This window comes from Terriglobia bacterium, assembly GCA_020073085.1.
Lineage (GTDB): Bacteria > Acidobacteriota > Terriglobia > JAIQFV01 > JAIQFV01 > JAIQFV01.
Genome location: JAIQFV010000045.1, coordinates 1 through 19,336 on the forward strand (window position 1 = coordinate 1; position 19,336 = coordinate 19,336).

The window sequence follows — 19,336 nt, forward strand, 5'->3', positions numbered from 1 at the left end:
CTTTGATCGGCACGGATAGAAGGTCGTTCCGGGACAATTCCAGGAATTTCCCGAACTGAAAAAAGAGCCACCAAACCCGAGCAGAAAAGCAGCGCACAAGGAGCTTGACAAAAACAGCCTCATAGAAGGCACCGACATTTCCTCGCTTGGGCGTGGTAGGGCACGACTGAAGTCGTGCACTACCACCAAACTCGCCGTCCTCGGCACGACTAAAGTCGTGCCCTTCCACCCCATCCGCTATCCCCAGCACGACTAAAGTCGTGCACTACCCTACCAAGCGATCCGCTCACTCTTCCGGCCAGATTTGTTCCCCGGTCTCAGCATTAAGAATCGTGATGGCATCGGTGGGACAGGAGCGGGCGGCTTCAATGATGGTGTCGTCGTCATTGCCCTCCGGATTCGTGACAATCGCCTTCGACCGCTCGTCCAGGGCAAAGGTTTCAGGCGCGGTCTCAATGCAGTTGCCGGCCGCAATGCACTTGGGACGATTGATGATGATGTTCAGCTTGGTCATGGGTAAATGACTTGACGGTCGATTGGGTTCGGAGACCTCGGTTAATTCCCGAGACAATATTCAACAACATAACGACTAAAGTCGTTACTACGACAGCTTATGCTAAAGGACGCAACGACTGAAGTCGTTACTACGGGATGTTATTCCGCGGCCAGGGCACGATCCACTACCGGGAGGGCGGGAGGACGCGGAAACAGAACTGCTTTCCATTTTCGAAGAGAATCCACCAGGACAATGACGAGCGCGGTCATCATGATCGCGGTCAGGATGGCATCGAGCCAGCCTTGAAATGCAGTCGCCGGATCTCGTGTCAGCGGAATGAAATTGCCGGTGATCGACAACCATCCGGCCGTCATTGTCGTGGTGGCCACAAACGCCAGCGGCAACAGCGTGACCCATGCATACCTCGCACGCTTGGAATTGATAATCACGGTCGTCCCGACGCACAGGGCGATTGACGCCAGCAATTGATTTGAAATTCCAAACATGGGCCAGATCGTGGAGATGGAACCGGTCAAAATAAAATAGGCCCAGGAAAAAACAATCACGGTCGTAGCAATAACACTACCCGGGATCCAGTCCGTTCTCGCCATCGGCTTCCAGGCCTTGCCCAGCAGTTCCTGAAGGATGAATCGGCCGACTCTCGTGCCTGCATCGATCGTCGTGAGGATGAAGAGGGCCTCAAATACAATGGCAAAGTGATACCAGTACGACATCAGATTTCGCAATCCGGGGATCGCGGTGAAGATCTGCGCCATGCCCACGGCCAGCGACACCGCCCCGCCCGTTCGGCCTGCAACTTTTTCTCCGACCTCTGCCTCCAGCATGGGCAGGTTCTTCGGAACCAACTGGTCGGCAATATCGGGGTTGGCCGCCCGAACCGCCGCCATCTTCTGCACCGGGACGTTGATGGTGTAGTAGTCTCCCGTGTACATGGAATTGGCGGCAACCAGGCACACGATCCCGACGATCCCCTCCACCAGCATGGCGCCGTATCCAATGGGACGAATGTGCGATTCCTTGGAAATCATTTTGGGCGTCGTGCCGGATCCGATCAAAGCATGAAAGCCCGAGATGGCGCCACAGGCGATCGTGATAAAGACGAACGGGTACACCTTCCCGGGGATGATTGGACCTCCTCCATGGATGAACTTGGTAAGCGCCGCCATTTTCAAGTCGGGGTGAGCGATCATCACCCCCAGGATGAGCGCCACGACCACGCCAATCTTCATGTATGAGCTGAGATAGTCGCGCGGGGAAAGCAATAGCCAGACCGGCAGCACGGAGGCGATAAAGCCATAGGCCGCCAACAACAAGGTGATCTGAGGATGATTAAACGAGAAGAAGCGTTCCAGCGCTGAGCCGGGGATCCATCGTCCCACAATCAAGGCGACGAGGGTCAGGGTGACGCCGAAGACGGTGGCCGGCATGACCCGTGGTTTCTCCCTCCGAAACATCCACAGGCCCATCACGATGGCGATCGGGATCGTCATGGCAATCGTGAATGTACCCCAGGAGCTTTCCCGAAGGGCATTGACGACCGCCAGTCCCACGCCTGCCATGGCAATCACCACGATCATCAGAATCGCGATTGCCGCTGTGTAACCCGAAAGGGAGGAAATCTCACCGCGCGCAATCTCGGCCAGAGACTTGCCGTCGCGGCGAACCGAGGCATACAGGATAATGATGTCGTGTACCGAGCCGCCCAACACCACCCCGAACACCAGCCACAGTAAACCCGGGAGGTATCCGAACTGCGCCGCCAGGACCGGGCCGATCAGCGGACCCGGCCCGGCAATAGCCGCAAAGTGATGTCCGAACAATACCCATTTGGGAGTGGGGAAATAATTCTGCCCATCGTAGAACCGGTAGGCTGGTGTCTGCCGCAAATCATCCAGCACCGCTACCTTTGTCACAATAAACAAGGAGTAATAGCGGTAGCCGATGGCGATCACGGCGAGGGCGCCAAGAATGATGGGCAGCGCATTCATGGAAACTCAGATGATTAGGATTAATGAGATGGGAGCGCTAAGGAGGATCCCGATTCTGTGGGTCTCATCCGCAGCCGTCTTCGTCGGAGGATTCTCGAGCGACGAGCTCTGCTTCACCTTTTCTAACAAACGACTCCAGACGGCAGAGAAAATCGTCCGAAGCAAAGCACTCCAATTGCGCCTCCAGTTCCCGGTCCAGTGCCTCTTGAAATGCCTCCTCGGAATACTGTACGAGCGATTGTTTCATCAGCCTCAACGGCAGCGGGGCACGCGTGATAATGGACTTTGCAATCGAAACGGACGATGCGGGCAAGTGCTCGGGTGGGACGACCTGGCTGACCAGTCCGATCCGGCAGGCTTCCGCGGCCGTGATCGTCTCCGCAGTAAAAAGCAATTCGCGGGCTTTGGATTCACCGACCAGCCGCGGCAACAAGAACGAAGCGCCAAAGTCCGCATGAACGCCAACCTTGGCAAAAGCCTGGGTAAAGGTGGCGGATTCACTTGCAATGCGGATGTCGCAGGCCATGGCGAGCGAAGCGCCACCTCCGGCGGCGGGCCCGTTCACTGCTGCAATCACCGGCATGGGCATTCGTCTCAGGAGCGTTACAACGCGCCGCCCGCCTTCCAGCAGCCGGCGGAATTCCTCTGTCCGGTTCTCGCGCCGCAAAGCCACAAGATAGTCGAGGTCGGCGCCGGAACAAAAACCGCGCCCCGCCCCTGTCACCAGGACACAACGAATTGTCTTCTCCTCGACCAGAAGCGAAGCAAGCGCCTCCCCCAGCGACTGGATCATCGTCGTGTCGAAGGCATTCAGCTTCGAAGGCCGATTCAGGGTGATCGTGGCGACGCGATCATGCTTTGCGATCAAAATTGATGTTGTCTGGATTGTAACCAATTCACACACCATCCCCACAACTGATGACCAACTCAGCGGAGAACCCATTCACAGAATTGCCGGGGCAAGCATCACACCACGCGAGACGGCACCCTCCGCCCTCAACCTCGTCCGCATCTCCCGTGAAACACCGCCCTCAACCCGGCGGCCATCCATCCCCCAACCCTGATCCCGTCAATGGACCCATGAGGCTCATGGGGCCGGCGTCTCTTCTTCTTCGGGGATACCCAACTGCTTCTTTGCCTCGGGGGACATCATTCTCGGGTGCCAGGGCGGCTCCCACACCACTTCGACGACGCAGTCCTTGACCCCATCGACCGAAGTGAGAATCCGCATCCTCGCATCTTCACTCATCATGACGTGAGAGGGGCATCCGGGTCCGGTGAGCGTCATCTTGACGTGGATCTTTCCCTCTTCATTATTGATATCCACGTCGTAGATGAGCCCCATGTCCACTATATTGATCGGGATCTCCGGATCGTAACAGTTTCTAAGTACCTCCATTACCCTTTCCTTGGTGATCATGGAATTCTCCTCATTTTCTTCCCTGCAAGCGCGCGTGGCATGAAGCGGCGGACGCCCTCACAGAAAGATTCTTACATTTGAAAATTGCCCGAGTTCGACCCATCCGCACAGCATGAAAGATCTATTTCCCTGTGAAAACGGGTTTCCTCTTCTCGAGGTAGGCGCTCAATCCTTCCCGCGAATCCTCGCTCTCAAACAACTCCTGCTGCATCTCCCGCTCAAGCGCGAGTCCTTCGTGAAATCCCACCTCCAGCCCTGAGATGACGCTGCGCTTGATGCGGCCCACGGCCATTGCCGCCTTGTGGGGTGGACAGAAATCCCGGGCATATTGCCTCACGTCATCCCAGAAACTTTCCTTCTCGAACACTTCACTCACTAATCCAAGTCTTTTCGCTTCCTCGAAGGTGATCAGCTTCCCGGTCGCCATCAACTCCAGGGAGCGGGTCCGGCCCAATACGCGGGCGAGCCGTTGGGTCCCTCCCGTTCCTGGCAGGACACCCAGCGAGACCTCAGGAAATCCCAGTTTGCCGGCGCCTTTAGATGCCAGTCGAACATCTGCGGCGAGGGCCACCTCCAGGCCGCCCCCGACACAGTGGCCGTTGAGCGCCGCAATGACCAGTTTGGGGGTCTGCTCCAGCCGGTTGAGGGTCTCATTGGCATGCAGGCAGAAATAATATTTATACGTTGAGGTCATTTTCGAGAGCAGGTCGATATTGGCGCCCGCACAAAAGAATTTCTCCCCGGCTCCCCGTAACACAATTACATGGACGGCATCGTCCATCCGGGCCTCGAGGATCGCGGAGTCGAGCTGCTGCATCAAGGCGTAAGAGTAAGTGTTCGCAGGGGGATCATTCAGTTCGACCACTGCAACCCCGTCCTCCAGGCGATAATCCACTAAGTTCTTTCCCATGTCGAAATTTCCTGTTCCGGCACGCGGGTCAGCCGCAATGAGATCAGTGGGTGGCTTCGGAAAAAGAGATTAGACATCGCGGCACCAAATCTGTCAAGGTACGATGAATCCCCTCCAAAATCGCGACTGACGGTCGCTCGTCTCCTCCTTATGAACCGCTTCCAGCCCTTGCGTACGCCGGAAGAGGTAATCCGAACCCGCTGAAATCAAAAAAATCCCGCACCTCAACTTGACATCGGGGAATCCCAATTTTACTTTTGGATTGAATGCAGCGCTCCAGTGGTTGGAGAGCAAGAATCAAACGTTAGAGTCTTGGAGGTGGAACTATGCTAATTCGATGGGCAGATCCGTTTCGCGACCTGCAGCTGTTTCAGGATCGCATGAATCGTTTATTTGACGAGGCGTTTTCCGGTCCCTCTGGAAGAACGCTCGGTCAAGAGGGGCTTTCCTCATCGTGGTCCCCGGCCGTGGACATTTACGAAACCAACGAGCAACTTTCATTTGCGGTTGAAGTGCCGGGGTTCAAACAGGAAGACCTCTCCATTTCAATTGAGAATGGCGTATTGACCATTCAAGGGGAGCGAAAGTTCGAGGAGAAGAAGGACGAAAAGAATTATCACCGCTTGGAACGGGCTTACGGTCATTTCGCGCGTACCTTCACCCTCCCCGGCAACCTAAACCCCGAGTCGATCAATGCCTCATTGAACGACGGCGTCCTCAGCATCAATATCGCGAAGCGGGAGGAGGCCAAGCCGAAGACGATTCAGATCGGGGTTGGAAGTCCTAAGGAGATCCCATTAAAGGCATCCGCAGCAAAGGGATAATCCTGGGAAGACGCGCCTGAGAAAGGGTGCTCTGTCGATCCAAGCTTTTCGAGCCAAGGGGACTGTCGGTCAAGGCCCGAAGCGCTCTTGCGCCGTGGCGCATAGCCCCACCGGAACTCCTCTTTAGGCCCGGAGGGCTCGAAGAATGTAGCCCCGTCTGAGCCCCGCGCTTTTTCTTTTTGCGGGGCGAGGGCGGGGTACCAATGAGTGAAAATGTAAGAGCCCCGCTGGCGGGGCGAAACATTATATTCAGTTCCACGTATACCGAACGTCCAATTCGATGCCTTGCACCTCGAAAGAACTCGCCCCCTCTTTGTCAAAAGAGATCTTCCGAGGGCGCCCCACTTGCCAGGAAAACATCCAGGGTCCCGACCTCGCTTCGTGAATCCAACCAGTGGAGCTGGGCTCCACCAATTCGTGAAATGGGAAGAGGAACGGGGGACGGAGAGAAACATGGCAGGGAATTGTTGTCAGCGTGGTCCGAAAATCCATTTGGGAGACTCTTGCGCCCCGCCAGCGGGGCTCAGATGTCATGGCGGGACCGCTACCCCACCCTCGCTCCGCCCCGCAAAGAGCGCGGGACGGATCTTCAGGTGGGGCTACATTCGGGCAGCCCTCCGGGCCTAAAGGGACAGCAGCCTTGAATTCTCACCCCCTCGTCACTACTCAGCCGTTCCCCATTAACGCGGGTTCCACCTCGGCGCCGCTTCCATTCCTACTTGTTCTTTACCGGATAGGCCGGGCGCTTCAACTGCTTCGGAGGATTCTTGTTGAGTTCCTCCATGACGACTTGAATCGCCTTTTCCAGTTGCGGGTCACGCCCCTGAATAACATCCGCTGGTGTCTGTTCCACTTCGATGTCCGGCGGGACGCCAACGTTCTCGACCACCCATCCTTCTTCGGTCCAGATCGCGAGGTTGGGTGCGGTCACAAAACCCCCGTCCATCAGAGGCGGAAATCCCAGGATTCCCACCAACCCGCCCCAGGTCCGCTTGCCGATGAGTTTCCCGATATTGAATTTGCGAAACATCCAGGGCAACAGATCGCCCCCCGAGCCGGCCGTCTCGTCGATGAGCATCACCTTCGTGCCCTGTATCGAAGCGGACGGGGTCTTGAGGTCCGCTCCATATCGCATGGCCCAGTAAGCGCTCAAGGGCCGCCGCAGGATGTCGATGTAGTAATCCGCCACCTGGCCCCCCCCATTAAATCGCTCGTCCACGATAATGGCGTCTTTGGAAGACTGCGGGAAGAAGTAGCGTTTAAAGTAGGTATGACCCAGGGTGCTGGTGTTGGGCACGTAGACGTAAGCCACTCGGCCGCCCGTCGCATCATCCACCTTCTTGAGATTTCCTTCCACCCAGTCGCGATTGCGCAAGGCCCCTTCGTTGGCGATGGGGACCACGGAGACGGTGCGAGCGCCGGTGCCATCGGGGTTGGGCCCGACCGTGATCTCAATGATTTTCCCTGAGGTATTTTCGAACCGGCTGTAGAGATCCGTCGGCGGGCGCAAATCCCTCCCTTGCACGGCGAGCAAGTACTCTCCCCCCTTGACGTCCACACCCGGTTCGGTCAGAGGGGACCGGAGTTCCGGATTCCAGTTGAGACCCCCGTACACCTTCTTGAATCGGTAGCGTCCATTCTCGACGGAATAATCGGCGCCCAGCAGTCCGCCCGGGACGTTCTTGGGCTGATAGAGAAAATCTCCGCCGCCGACGCGGTGGTGTCCCACAGAAAGCTCGCTGAACATCCATTGCATCACCCGGTTCAAGTCGCTCCGCGTCGCCACGTGCGGGAGGAACGCCGCGTATTTCTCCCGCATCGCGTTCCAATCCACCCCGTGCATATGGGGATCGTAAAAGTAATCGCGGTTGATTCGCCATGCCTCATTGAATATCTGCTTCCATTCGGCCCGGGGATCGATCAGCACTTCCATCGCGTCCGTGTTCAGCTTTCCCTGCCCCGGCGTGATCTTGCCCGTCGTCGGGACAATGCCGAAGCTCCCCTTCGAAGTATAGAGCAGCTTTTTCTTATCAAAGGAAAGTTCGAATTCCCGGACGTCGGTCATGAAGGATTCATCTTTCCTTTTGGCCAGATCGTATTGATGTAACGTCGTCTTCTCTTCATCACCCGGTCCGAATGCGGACTGCCCTCCGGGGGCGCCTTCAATAAAAAAGATCTGACCGGCGGTTCCGGCCTTCAGGTTGCGATAATCCCCTGCGGGGATCGGGAGGGCCACGATGCGATGGTTGAGTCCATCGAAATCAATGGAGAATGGCTCTGCAGGCTTGGTGGCCTCTTTGGGCTTCTCTTCCTTGGCCTTTTCTTCCTTCTGCGCTCCCTTTTCCTCATCGCTCTCCTTGGCCAGCGGCGAGGCGAGGTCCTTGCGCAAGACCGCCAGGTAGAGCGACCACGTGACACGCATGTCGGCGTTCGACATGGCAAACCATTCCTTCACCGGCCCAGCATCGGTGGAACTGAAAAAGTAGAGGTACTTTCCACTCTCGTCAAATACCGGCTCGCTGACTTCGCTCAGACCGTCCGTGATGGCGAAGGACTTGTCTTGATCGATGGAATAAACGTAGACCGCCTGAATGTACGCCTTGCTGTCCAAAGTGTAGGCAATCCACTTGGAATCCGGAGACCAGACATGGTGAATGGTCTTCGCGCGGCCGGGCCCATAAAGATATTCCGAACCGATCTTCTTTGACGTGCCCGTTTTCAGATCGAGCCAGAATAGGCTCCACGAGTTGTCCGAGTAAGCAATTTTCTGATTGTCGGGAGACCATGCAAGGTCCTCGTAGAAGCCCGCCCCCGACAACTTGATCTTGCGGACTTCTCCCTTGCCGTCCTGGTTTCGAATGTGAAGTTCGTATTCCCCCGATTCATCCGACAGGTAGGCGATGGATTTCCCGTCGGGAGACCAGGCGGGAGACCGCTCATTGACCGCGACCGTGTTCGTCAAATTGCGAGGATCACCCTTCTCCCCGGGCACCGTGAGGATTTCGCCGCGAAATTCAAAAACGGCCCGGGCCCCCGAAGGAGAAATGGCAGCGTCGCGAATATATTTGGACCCTTTCACGTAGCGCGGCCGTGTTTCCACCAGATCCGCGGACACGCCCACCGTCAGTCGGGTGCTCTTCAGGGTTGCGGGATCATAGAGGTGGAGGGATCCGGCTTGTTCATAGATGATCTGTCCTCCTCCCCTGGAGGCCGCCAGCACCGGAAAGTCTGTGTGAGCGGTCAGTTGCTTGATGGCCTTGGTCTTCAGATCATAGGAAAACAGGTTGAATTCCCCGTTCCGGTCGGAACGGAAATACACCATGTCGCCCATCCACATCGGATCCACGTCATTCGACCGGCCTTCGGGTTGAGGAATCTTCTCGATGGAATGGTCGCTGAACTGGTAAAGCCAGATCGTGGACGCCGTGCCTCCCCGATAATGCTTCCACTCGTTGAAGGCCTCGTAGAGCGGGTTGTAGGCCAGACGGGTGCCGTCCGGCGAGTAAGTCGCCTTGAAGGCATGGGGAATCTCGAGCGGTTCTTCGATCCCCCCTTTAACCGGGACGGTGAAGAGCTGAGTGTAGCGTCCAGTGAACACGGCGCGGGGAGAAGTAAACAGCACCTTTGAGCCATCCGGTGTGAACCCCTGGACGATGTCGGCCCCGGGATGCCAGGTGAGGCGCGTGGGGACTCCGCCGGTCACGGGGACCACGTACACATCCGTGTTGCCGTCGTATTGGGCACTGAAGGCGATCATCGAACCATCGGGTGAAAACGCCGGGTTCGACTCCACCCCTTCGTCGGTGGTCAGGCGCTGGACATTCTTTCCGTCCAGGCCCGCCACCCACAGATCACCCGCATAGATAAAGGCGATGTGCGTCTTGCTGACAGCCGGCTGGCTCAGAAGTCTTGTGTCATGAATGTCCGGACCTTGAGCGGCGGAGAGGGCCGACAGGAGCAGGAAGAGGATCACGGCGAACGCCATGAAAAAGACACGAGCTGAGGCTGTTCGAGGGTTTCTCTGCATGGTTTTTCCTTTCGCGATTGAGCGCTCTGAATTGAAAATGATTGCAACCGTCACTTAGCACAGGAGGGGCGGAGCGAGGCGGTCCCGCCCGTCGGGCAGTCAGGATGCGGGCACGCCGCGTAAAATTTCATCCCCGAGATTTAAACCAGGTGGCATCCTCAAAATAGGATTTCGTCTTTTCCTCCAGCAGGGCAATCTCGGTTGATTTCAGCGGCGAAAAAGATCGGGCAATCCCAATATTTTCTTCCAGGTGAGGAAGGGTATCAATGCCGACGATCACCGTTGACACCGGGAAGCTGAGCGTGTAACGCATCGCCTGCTCCATGGTGGTGAGACCGCCTTCCCGGAAGATGCGGCCCCGGGCCGGGATCTTCATCCCGATGATCCCCATTTTCTTCTCGACGGCCAGCGGAAGGAGATTTTCAATGAAGCTGTTGTGGTGCCGGTCCGCCGCGTTGAGCGCCATGAGGATGGTGTCGAATTCATACAGCTTGATCGCTTTGGCCAGTACAAAGGGGTCCCGATGGCCGGTGATCCCGATGTACTTGATGATCTTTTCGGACCGCGCCTTCTCCATGGCCTTGATCACGCCGTCGGCGGCAAACATGCGATCGAGATCCTCCTGCGATCCGACATGGTGAATCTGCCAGGCATCCAGGTGATCTGTCTGCAGGTTCTTCAACGTGCGTTCCAGCAGACGCATGGAACCCTCGTAGCTGCGGTCCTGCGTCTTGGAGGCGAGATAGACCTCCTTCCGCCGGGTCTTCATCACTTTCCCGATATAAGTCTCGCTGATGCCGTTCCCGTAGGCCGCCGCGGTATCAACATAGTTGACGCCGAGGTCGAGCGCTCGATGAATGATGGCCACCGACGCCTCTTCGGTGCCGGCCTGCTCGAGCGTCGATTGTCCGCCCAGGCTGAAGAGGCACACGGAGTGCCCGGTTTTGCCAAGGGGTCGCCTGGGCATCTTGGTTGGAGCGGAACTCTCCGCTTCTCTTCCCCACACACTCGTCACTTTCCCTTCTCCTAAGACCGTGATCCCCGCAACAGCCCCTGCGGTTGTTTTCAAAAACCCCCGACGATCCACTTTGCGGCTCATGATGGCCTCCGACGAAAATTTAAATGCTTATTCAACGGACGATTGCGTACAACAACTGATCAATATTCTTCCCGTCTTTCACCACACTCTTTCTCAACCGGCCCTCAAAGACATAGCCCGCCTTTTCGAGCACTCGGGCCGATGCGGGATTCCACTCGAACACACCGGCATAAAGACGCACAAGATGGAAATGGGCGAAGGCATACTCGGTGACCGCCTTCAGGGCCTCGGTGGCGATCCCCTTCCCCCAGAAAGGTTCGCCCACCCATAAGCCGACCTCGGCCGACTGCCGGTAGATGTCACTCTGGGGATAGAATCCAATCCCCCCGATGAGTTCTTTTGGAGAGGCGATGGCAAAGTGTGTTTCGGGTTTTTGCGCCATGGCGTAATGGATCCAGCCGAGCGCAGCCTCGGTCGTGTAGGGGTGGGGAAAGGTATCCCAAAGATTTTTTGCCACGTTCCAATTATTCGCGTACAGGACGAGTGGAGCCACATCCGTGATTTCAAAAGTCCGGACCTTCCATGAGCCGATTGGAATTTCCATTATTTAGCACCTTTGAAGAGTAACCGCAACACCGGCGGGGTCATCAAGGTCGTGATCATCGTCATCACAATGACCACGGAATAGGCGGCATCCGTAATGGTATGCAGGCGGAGCCCCACCAGCGCGACGATGATTCCCACCTCGCCCCGTGGAACCATTCCGAACCCTACGCGAAGCGCGGCATGCATCCCCATCTTCCAGGCGCCCAGGCCGCAACCGATGAGCTTGGTGAGGATGGCAATCCCCGTGATCACCAAGGCCGTGGTCATGATGCCGCGATCCCGGAATGTCGTCAGATTCAGCTGTGCACCCATGACCACGAAGAAAAAGGGCACGAGAAACTCGTAAAGGGCATGAGTCTTCTCTTCAATCCCCCAGGCTTCCCGTTGGTCGGCGATGGCGAGTCCCGCCAGAAACGCGCCGATGATGGCTGCCATGCCGATGTAGCTGGCTGCAACGGAAAGCCCCAAACAAGCCAGGAGCGCAATGATGAATGCAGGATTCCTCGTGTTCATCCGGTCGAGGCGGGGCCTGATCCGACCGGCGACGCGGCTGCCCCAGAACACCATGATCAGGGTAAAGGCCACGGCTTCCAGGACGACGAACCCAATGGAAACATAGTGGATCTTGCCGTTGGAGAGAGAACTCACAATCGCCAGCAGGATCATCCCCAGGATATCATCGATCACGGCGGCTCCCAGGATAATGCGCGCCACTTCGGTGCTGAGGATATGCATGTCGGCCATCACTCGAGCGGTGATTCCAACGCTGGTGGCCACCAGGGCGGTCCCAATAAAAATCGCTTCGAGCGTGGAGTGGCTGACCGCTTTCATATAGACGAAGCCCCCCACAAAAGGGAGGACCACACCGAGCACGGCGACCAGCGCCGCTCGTCCGCCCACCCGCAACAATTCGCTCGGCTGGGTCTCCAGCCCCACCACGAACAGCAGGATGATGACCCCGATCTCCGCGATCCCCGTCGTCAGCTCCGAGGGCGAGACAATCTTCAAGACGTAAGGACCCAGAAGAACCCCGGCAAGGATCTCCCCAATCACTGCAGGCTGCCGGACACGCTCACAAATCTCGCCCAGAAGTTTCGCCGCGGCGAACATCAAGAAAAGCTCGAACAGGATTTGGGTCGAATGTTCCAAGAAGCCTCTCTGACCGTGCGTGGGTGGTGATGAAGCCGGGTCTTCAAAAGACTCTGATTATCGCCACAGCACCTCTCTTCATACAAGCGATTTCGGAGCCTTCGTCTGAGTGTCGAGCGCAACGCCCAGGAGGACTTTATCCAACCCGCCGCCCCGTGAGATGAACCGCTGGCAGCACGCCCCTGAGGACGCGGTGTGGCTTGCCTCCCCATTCCGGCTGCATCATTGCCGGGCGGGCGGTCCCGGCCTGATCAGGAGAAACCCTCTTTTGACCTCCCCCGCGCATTTCGTTATAATGAGGAGTAGTCGCTCCTGAGTTGGATTCCTCTTATGCTGCCTCCCATGAAAAAGCAGGCACTGCTCGTCGATGATGAGGAGTCGATCCGGCATTTGCTGGTCGAAATCTTCAACAGTGAATTCCCTGACATCGAAACCGCGACGGCAGCGAATGGTCAGGAAGCCATCGAAAAACTCCGCCAGAACGCCTATGACATCCTGGTGACCGACCTGAAAATGCCCGAGGTCGACGGCCTGCAGGTCCTCGAAGAAGCCCTCACACTGTATCCTGACATCGTGGCGATCGCGGTGACCGGCTATGGCACCATCGAAACCGCCGTCCGGGCCATCAAGCTGGGGGCCTTCGACTACATCACAAAGCCATTTGAAATAACCGACTTTCAGCTGACCCTCCGCAGGGCCATTGAGCAAAAGGAACTCCGCGAAGAGAACCTGGCGCTGCGAACCCAGCTCAAGGAGCGTTATAGTTTCTCCAACATCATCGGCAGCAGCTCGCCGATGCGGAAGATATTTGACGCTATTGCGATGATTGGTCCCACCTCTTCCACGGTCCTGATTACCGGCGAGACGGGAACCGGAAAGGAATTGATTGCACGGGCGATCTATTACAACAGTTCCCGTCGCGAGCAGAAGCTGGTCTCCATCAACTGCGGCGCCATCCCGGAAACCCTGCTGGAGAGTGAGTTGTTTGGGCACGTGCGGGGCGCCTTCACCGGCGCGCATCAGAACCGAATCGGCAAGTTCGAACAAGCCCACCGGGGAACGATTTTTCTGGACGAGATCGGAAACATGAGCCCGATGCTCCAGGTGAAGCTGTTGAGGATTTTGCAGGAACGGGAGTTTGAGCGGGTGGGAGACAACCGTACCATCAAGGTGGATGTGCGCGTCATTGCCGCCACCAGCGCCGACCTGGCCACGCGCGTGGCGCAGGGAACCTTCCGGGAAGATCTCTACTACCGGTTGAATGTGATTCCCATCGTCGTCCCGCCTTTGCGGGAGCGGCGGGAGGATATCCCCCTGCTTGCCCAGTTTTTTTTGAAGAAGTATTCCGACGGGCAGGGAGAACAGAAGGTCATTGCCCAGGATGCGATGCGCCTGCTTCAGAACTACCCATGGCCCGGCAATGTGCGGCAGCTGGAAAACGCGATCGAACGGGCGGTCATGATGGTCCGCAACCGCAGTCAGATTCACATTGAAGACCTCCCGCCGGAGATCCAGGAGGCCCCGCTCGCTGCCACCGGGTCCACGTTCCAGATCCCTGAGGAGGGCATCTCGTTGGACCAGGTGGTGGAGGACACCGAGCGCCGACTCATCATGGAAAGCCTCCAAAGACACCATGGAAACAAGCAGAAGGCCGCCGATTTTTTACAGATGAACCGCACCACGCTCATCCAGAAGATGAAACGCCTGGGAATCGAACTGCTCCCCGCCGATGCTCCCATTCCCGTAAAAAAAGACTAAAGTTTTTCCCTGACCCGGACGTAACGAATGGTAAGGGTCAGGCAGGAAACTTTGCAGATGGCTGAAAGGCGCCTCGGGTCCGGCGGTACAAAGAAACGGCACACGGAGCAGCCAAGGGCTTCAACAGGAAGGTCAGGTCAGAGGCGTTATGGCTCGTCGATGGATTATGAATCGGAGAGATCAAGCAGCAGAGGCATTCACCATGTCGATAGAAGAAAAAACGGGTGAACGGAGTGCAGGCCGATCAACCTTCATTACCCGGATTGAGGAAGAACGCGCCCACCGGATCGAAAGGTTGCGTCGCGCCATTGCGGAGGGGACTTATACCGTCCCGACAGAAGACGTGGCCGAGAAGATAATCAACCGCTTCATGCGCCATTCCTGAATCCCCCAGACTTCAGAAGTCGTTGTGTAGTTCGGAACTGAAATGGGCCACGCCGCGCGTCCTGGCAGGCCGGGCACTTCCAAAATCACCCCCACCCTTTCAATGTCTGAAATGTCGAATCCCGGTAAACACCATGGCGAGGTCCTTCTCGTCAGCGGCGGCGATCACTTCTTCATCCCGGACCGAGCCGCCCGGCTGTATGAAAGCGGTGGCCCCTGCCTTCGCCGCTTCATCCACGCCATCCCGGAACGGGAAGAAAGCATCCGAAGCCACCACGCTGCCCGCCAGCGGTTGTTGGGCCTTCATCACGGCGATCTTCACGGCATCCACGCGACTCATTTGACCGGCTCCGATCCCGAGCGTTTGTTCGCCTCGGGAAAAAACGATGGCGTTCGACTTGACGTGTTTGACGACGCGCCAGGCAAACCGCAGGCCCTGCCACTCTCGATCGTTCGGCGGACGACGCGAAACCACTTTGATTGAAGGCTCGTCGAGGAGTTTCGTATTGCCGGTCTGCGCAAGAAATCCCCCATCAATCTGCCGAAATTCAATGTCCCGATTTTCAGGAAGAGCCCCGCTCGTCTCGGGGAGAGAAGACGAATCCGGGGGTTGGGTCGCCCGTTCGATCAGACGCAAGTTTTTCTTCTTTGAGAAGATCTGGCGAGCTTCGCCGGAATATCCCGGGGCGACAATCGCTTCGACGAAGATCTTGGCGACCTCTTCTGCCAGGGATTGATCGACGGGGCGGTTAAAGGAAAGCACCGATCCGTATGCCGAGACGGGATCGCATGCCAGAGCGAGCTGATAGGCGGCGGTGACCGTTTCCCCGGACGCCACTCCGCAGGGATTGTTGTGCTTCATAATCACGGCAGTCGGCCGGTCAAACTCGGTCGACAATCGCCAGGCGGAGTCGAGGTCCAGGAGGTTATTGTAAGAGAGTTCTTTGCCCTGAAGGGGTTCCGCGGTGGCGATGACGGAGCGAAGCTGCCTTCCCTTTCGGTAGACGGCCGCCCGCTGATGCGGATTCTCCCCGTAGCGCAATTCACGGACCTTGTGGATCCCGATGAAGCGGACCGCCGGAAGCTCCTGGCGGTGGCGTACAATCTCATCGCTGCCCGCCTCACCGCTCCAATCGCTCAATTCTTCCACGATGGCAGCATCATACCGAGCGACTTCTTCGTATGCCTGTTGGGCCAGCTGCAGGCGCGTACTCAGGGAAAGGTGTCCCCCGGCCTCCTCCAACTCGCGCAACACATCGCCATACTGTCCGGGTGACACCACCACCGCCACATGACGAAAGTTCTTCGCCGCAGCACGCAGGAGTGTGACCCCGCCGATATCGATGTTTTCAACGAGCTCTCCCGGATTCGCGTGGCGATGTTCCCTCACGGACTCGAAGGGATAGAGGTTCACCACCACCAGATCGATGGGATCGATTCCCAGCTCCTTCAGGGTCTTCATGTGATCCGGATCATTTCGATCGGCCAGCAACGCCCCGTGGATGTGCGGGTGAAGGGTCTTGACGCGCCCTCCCAACATCTCCGGGGAGGCGGTAACTTCGGAGACATCCCGGACTGCCAGGGAAGCACCGCGGATCAACTGCGCCGTTCCTCCGGTAGAAACCATCCGGATCCCCAGTGCGGCCAGTCCGCGGGCCAAATCCACCAGTCCGGTTTTGTCATGGACGCTGATCAGCGCGCTCGATATTCGTGTTTGCATGGCTGTAGCCTCGGGATGAAGGGTTGGTGTTGAAGAGTGTCCAATCGGGAAGAGTTATGATTTGACCGGTTCGGTCGGAGCCGGATCCGCGCTCCGAACGGGGGCGGCTTGGAATTTGACGTGGTCGTCGACCAGCACAATCATGAAGGCGACACTGGTGCAGTGTTCCGATTTCTTGAGTTGTTCCGCCTTCTGGCTCACGAATTGTTCGAATGCACCGAGCGACGGCAGACTGGAAGAATCGTGATAGGTCTCCTTGCAGTCCTTGAGATTTTCGTAAAGTTTTAGGATTTTGCTGTGCTCCTCTTCCGGCTTAAGAATCACTTCCTTGAAGAGGACCTCCTGGCCTCCGGAGGGTTTGGGCGGCGGGGGCGGGGCCGGCGGGGCTTCCTCGACGTGGACCCGTCTTTCGATTCCCTCCTCCCGGGCCCGCATCCGGTTACGCCACAAATCGCTAAAAAGCGAGAATCGCGAAGCCAACGAGTTGTAGCGGAAGCGTTGATGCAAGTTCAGGTTCTGGGTATCCCCGTACTTTTTCAGAATATGTTCGACGCGGGCGCGCCGATCGACGGGAGGCTTCTTGGAGCCCCCGTTGAAGAAAATCTCATATTCGATCTTGAGTTTGCGGATGTCGTCGGTCAACACATCCAATTCTTCATCGACAGTCATATGCGCTTCAAAGTCTAGAATCTCGACCCTACGGCGTCAATCAAAAAGTTGACACCTGATGAACGATCCTCGAATGGGAGGTCGATTGGATCATTATCATATCGTTATTGGCAGGCATTGAACTCATCGCTGTCCACATTCGGTTGTATCCGGACTGGAGATTCTGCTTGACGACAGAGTTTCATTGTGTCGACTATTTTCTGGAGAGATTGCACTCGCCCCCCCCCGATACGGGGACAACATCTCTATTGTGAAGCCAAGGTGTTCTCTAATTAAGGAGAACGCGTGATGAAGGACCATTGTAACTGGTGCCACCAATCAGAGGCCCCCATTTTTTTGGCGGACCATTCAGGTCCTCTTGACATGGGAAAGTCTTTTCGATGTCCGCAGTGTGATCGCGGGATCACTCTGGTAACGATTCGTAGGGCTTGCGAGTTGGTTAATGTGAGCAAGAAGACTATGTATCATTGGATACACAAGGGGCGAGTAAGCACCCAGAAAATAGCCAGCGGCAGGAGGCTTATCTGTCTAAGTTCGTTGCTGATTCCTTCTGGCAAAGACTCCGATGTGCATCTGGAACTTCGAATAGATGAACCATAGAAACTGTCGCAAAGCGTTACTTTCTGTGAAGTCTGGGTAATTGACATCATTGGGGGCTTCTTATAACCTTTCAACGCTAGATCAACGGCCCCTGCAAGAAACCCTTCGATATCGCTTTCCACTTAATTGCCTACCAACAAAAGGAGGAAGAAGTTTATGAAACGCTTATTGTCGTCTCTTATCTTGATTTGTGTGGCCTTACTCTTGACCATCAGTCTGGCATCAGGGATCGCAAAGGCTCAATGTTCGGTTGTGATAACTGGTGTTGATGGAAACAGCGGAGCCGGGTTCTCTTGTCTTAACACTGGCGAAGACGCCAACTTTTGTTATTATGACTGCACCTGTACCGGGAGCAAGGCAATTTGTGACAAACTGTATAAGGCGGCCGGGTTGGTGGACCCGTAGACTTTTCCGCGCGAACCGGACAGTGCTCAATGCAATTTGTCTCTGGTGCGAGGACTTGTACCAATCTGAGGTGACACCTCTGCTGCACCGACCAGCTTGAGGCGCAGCAGGGGTCAATTCAAGATGTATCGAAATCGAGATGCTCTCCATAGGAGAGAAGATCTAACCATTGGAGATCCGACAAACTTGACGGTTGAACGGGGATCGATAAATCATGCCAGTAGAACCCAAATGGCCTGGGTGCACAATCAAGTCGGATTATGCGGAACCAATTAATGTCAATGATGATAATTGAAACGCGGGCTGTTTTGGCTACTCGTCCGCAATAGAAACATTGGGTATACTTATGCACACCGAGAGCTCTCTAAGCGGTGAGATTGGACGGTCTCAATTCGTCCTGGGCCTCATGATAGTGGCCAGCTTATCGATGACTCATCTGGGCACACTCTCACAGATCACCTATGCGCAAGATCGAAAACCCGCGGGGACTGTATTTCGGAGGATCGAACCCAACCTCTACTCTCCACAGCTTTATGCCGAAAAACTAATAATGAGATTCGCCCTCGTGGACTTGCCAGGTGCCAAAGATGTTGGGAGCACCTGGGAGGTCTCTTACCGGATGTACTTTATCTCGGAGGATGAATATGAACAGGTTAGCGCCAATCTGTTGAAACAGCGTGCCCCCGAAGGCGGTTCTCTGAGCTGGAATCCTGATCCAGTACAATTTCCCAAGAAAATGATTCTAGGCGAAGGACAATTTAAGAAGAATGACCTGGGATCATTCGAAGATAGAACGTTCGTTCGTGACAATGTCGTCTTCAAATCAATGATCCCCGAATACGATCAAACAAAGTTCGGCTACTTGATGACTAGCTATTCTGTCAAGATCTTTGATGCCCACCTGAAAATATCGCTCTATCGTTCAAGTATTTTCCTAACCCGTGTGTTTGACGATGATCCCAAACGGCCGAATCAACCTATTGCGAGAAGCGAATTGTATGTAAATTTCTACGTCACACCCAAAGGAGAGCTTTTCACCTCCCAAGCGCCTCGAAGCTCTGGCGACACTCGCTGGTAGAAGGGGGCCAAGGCATGACAATATCTACTAAATGGATTATCGGGCTTAGCATTGGTCTTTCGATTGTTTTCTGCTCAAGCTTTGCATTCTTTTATAGTCGAAGGCACTGCTGTCCAAATTAGCTGAGATTCAAGACCCTGACCCGCATGAATATTGGTTAAAACTGTTGTGATTGTCGATTTTCAAGTTCAGGTCTCCCATTCTGCTGTCCCAGTTAGCGATAGGAAAATTCCAGTTGTTGG

At 56.1% G+C, this 19,336-nt stretch carries 15 protein-coding genes; 4 read left to right on the forward strand and 11 right to left on the reverse strand.

Annotation, left to right across the window (positions count from 1 at the left end; all coding sequences use genetic code 11):
• Positions 1-286: 286 nt before the first annotated feature.
• The 5 genes from LAO21_22150 to LAO21_22170 all read right to left on the reverse strand — a co-directional run bounded on the left by LAO21_22150 (position 287) and on the right by LAO21_22170 (position 4,835).
• Entirely contained in the window at positions 287-514 is a 228-nt protein-coding gene (locus LAO21_22150) for a ferredoxin (GenBank protein MBZ5555420.1), read from the reverse strand.
• 140 nt (positions 515-654) lie between these two features.
• Positions 655-2,505 carry a carbon starvation protein A gene (locus tag LAO21_22155; protein ID MBZ5555421.1) on the reverse strand — a complete coding sequence of 617 codons (1,851 nt, stop codon included), beginning with the start codon at positions 2,503-2,505 and terminating at the stop codon, positions 655-657.
• A gap of 64 nt (positions 2,506-2,569) precedes the next feature.
• Positions 2,570-3,373 carry an enoyl-CoA hydratase/isomerase family protein gene (locus LAO21_22160; protein ID MBZ5555422.1) on the reverse strand — a complete coding sequence of 268 codons (804 nt, stop codon included), beginning with the start codon at positions 3,371-3,373 and terminating at the stop codon, positions 2,570-2,572.
• 219 nt (positions 3,374-3,592) lie between these two features.
• Complete coding sequence (locus LAO21_22165; GenBank protein ID MBZ5555423.1) at positions 3,593-3,925, reverse strand: metal-sulfur cluster assembly factor; 333 nt, start codon at positions 3,923-3,925, stop codon at positions 3,593-3,595.
• A 121-nt stretch (positions 3,926-4,046) separates the two neighbouring features.
• Positions 4,047-4,835, reverse strand: a complete 789-nt coding sequence (locus tag LAO21_22170; GenBank protein ID MBZ5555424.1) for an enoyl-CoA hydratase/isomerase family protein — start codon at positions 4,833-4,835, stop codon at positions 4,047-4,049.
• A gap of 326 nt (positions 4,836-5,161) precedes the next feature.
• On the opposite strand from LAO21_22170, the gene LAO21_22175 reads away from it, so the two are divergent.
• Positions 5,162-5,659, forward strand: a complete 498-nt coding sequence (locus tag LAO21_22175) for an Hsp20/alpha crystallin family protein (GenBank protein ID MBZ5555425.1) — start codon at positions 5,162-5,164, stop codon at positions 5,657-5,659.
• A 715-nt stretch (positions 5,660-6,374) separates the two neighbouring features.
• On the opposite strand, the gene LAO21_22180 is transcribed toward LAO21_22175, so the two are convergent.
• The 4 genes from LAO21_22180 to LAO21_22195 all read right to left on the reverse strand — a co-directional run bounded on the left by LAO21_22180 (position 6,375) and on the right by LAO21_22195 (position 12,480).
• Entirely contained in the window at positions 6,375-9,644 is a 3,270-nt protein-coding gene (locus LAO21_22180) for a PDZ domain-containing protein (GenBank protein MBZ5555426.1), read from the reverse strand.
• A 169-nt stretch (positions 9,645-9,813) separates the two neighbouring features.
• On the reverse strand, positions 9,814-10,755 hold the full coding sequence (locus LAO21_22185; protein ID MBZ5555427.1) for an aldo/keto reductase: 942 nt from the start codon (positions 10,753-10,755) through the stop codon (positions 9,814-9,816).
• A gap of 61 nt (positions 10,756-10,816) precedes the next feature.
• Complete coding sequence (locus LAO21_22190; GenBank protein ID MBZ5555428.1) at positions 10,817-11,329, reverse strand: GNAT family N-acetyltransferase; 513 nt, start codon at positions 11,327-11,329, stop codon at positions 10,817-10,819.
• Entirely contained in the window at positions 11,329-12,480 is a 1,152-nt protein-coding gene (locus LAO21_22195; GenBank protein ID MBZ5555429.1) for a cation:proton antiporter, read from the reverse strand. Before LAO21_22195 ends, LAO21_22190 begins: the two co-directional genes overlap by 1 nt.
• Positions 12,481-12,822: 342 nt before the next feature.
• Here LAO21_22195 and LAO21_22200 point away from each other — a divergent pair, with 342 nt between their 5' ends.
• Entirely contained in the window at positions 12,823-14,238 is a 1,416-nt protein-coding gene (locus LAO21_22200) for a sigma-54 dependent transcriptional regulator (GenBank protein ID MBZ5555430.1), read from the forward strand.
• A 202-nt stretch (positions 14,239-14,440) separates the two neighbouring features.
• Complete coding sequence (locus tag LAO21_22205; protein MBZ5555431.1) at positions 14,441-14,623, forward strand: flagellar biosynthesis anti-sigma factor FlgM; 183 nt, start codon at positions 14,441-14,443, stop codon at positions 14,621-14,623.
• 99 nt (positions 14,624-14,722) lie between these two features.
• Here LAO21_22205 and purH read toward each other — a convergent pair whose 3' ends face one another.
• A complete protein-coding gene (gene purH / locus LAO21_22210; protein ID MBZ5555432.1) occupies positions 14,723-16,342 on the reverse strand; it encodes a bifunctional phosphoribosylaminoimidazolecarboxamide formyltransferase/IMP cyclohydrolase in 1,620 nt (539 codons plus the stop codon).
• A gap of 54 nt (positions 16,343-16,396) precedes the next feature.
• Positions 16,397-17,011, reverse strand: a complete 615-nt coding sequence (locus LAO21_22215) for a hypothetical protein (protein ID MBZ5555433.1) — start codon at positions 17,009-17,011, stop codon at positions 16,397-16,399.
• A 1,411-nt stretch (positions 17,012-18,422) separates the two neighbouring features.
• Here LAO21_22215 and LAO21_22220 point away from each other — a divergent pair.
• Entirely contained in the window at positions 18,423-19,094 is a 672-nt protein-coding gene (locus tag LAO21_22220; GenBank protein MBZ5555434.1) for a hypothetical protein, read from the forward strand.
• Positions 19,095-19,336: the final 242 nt, after the last annotated feature.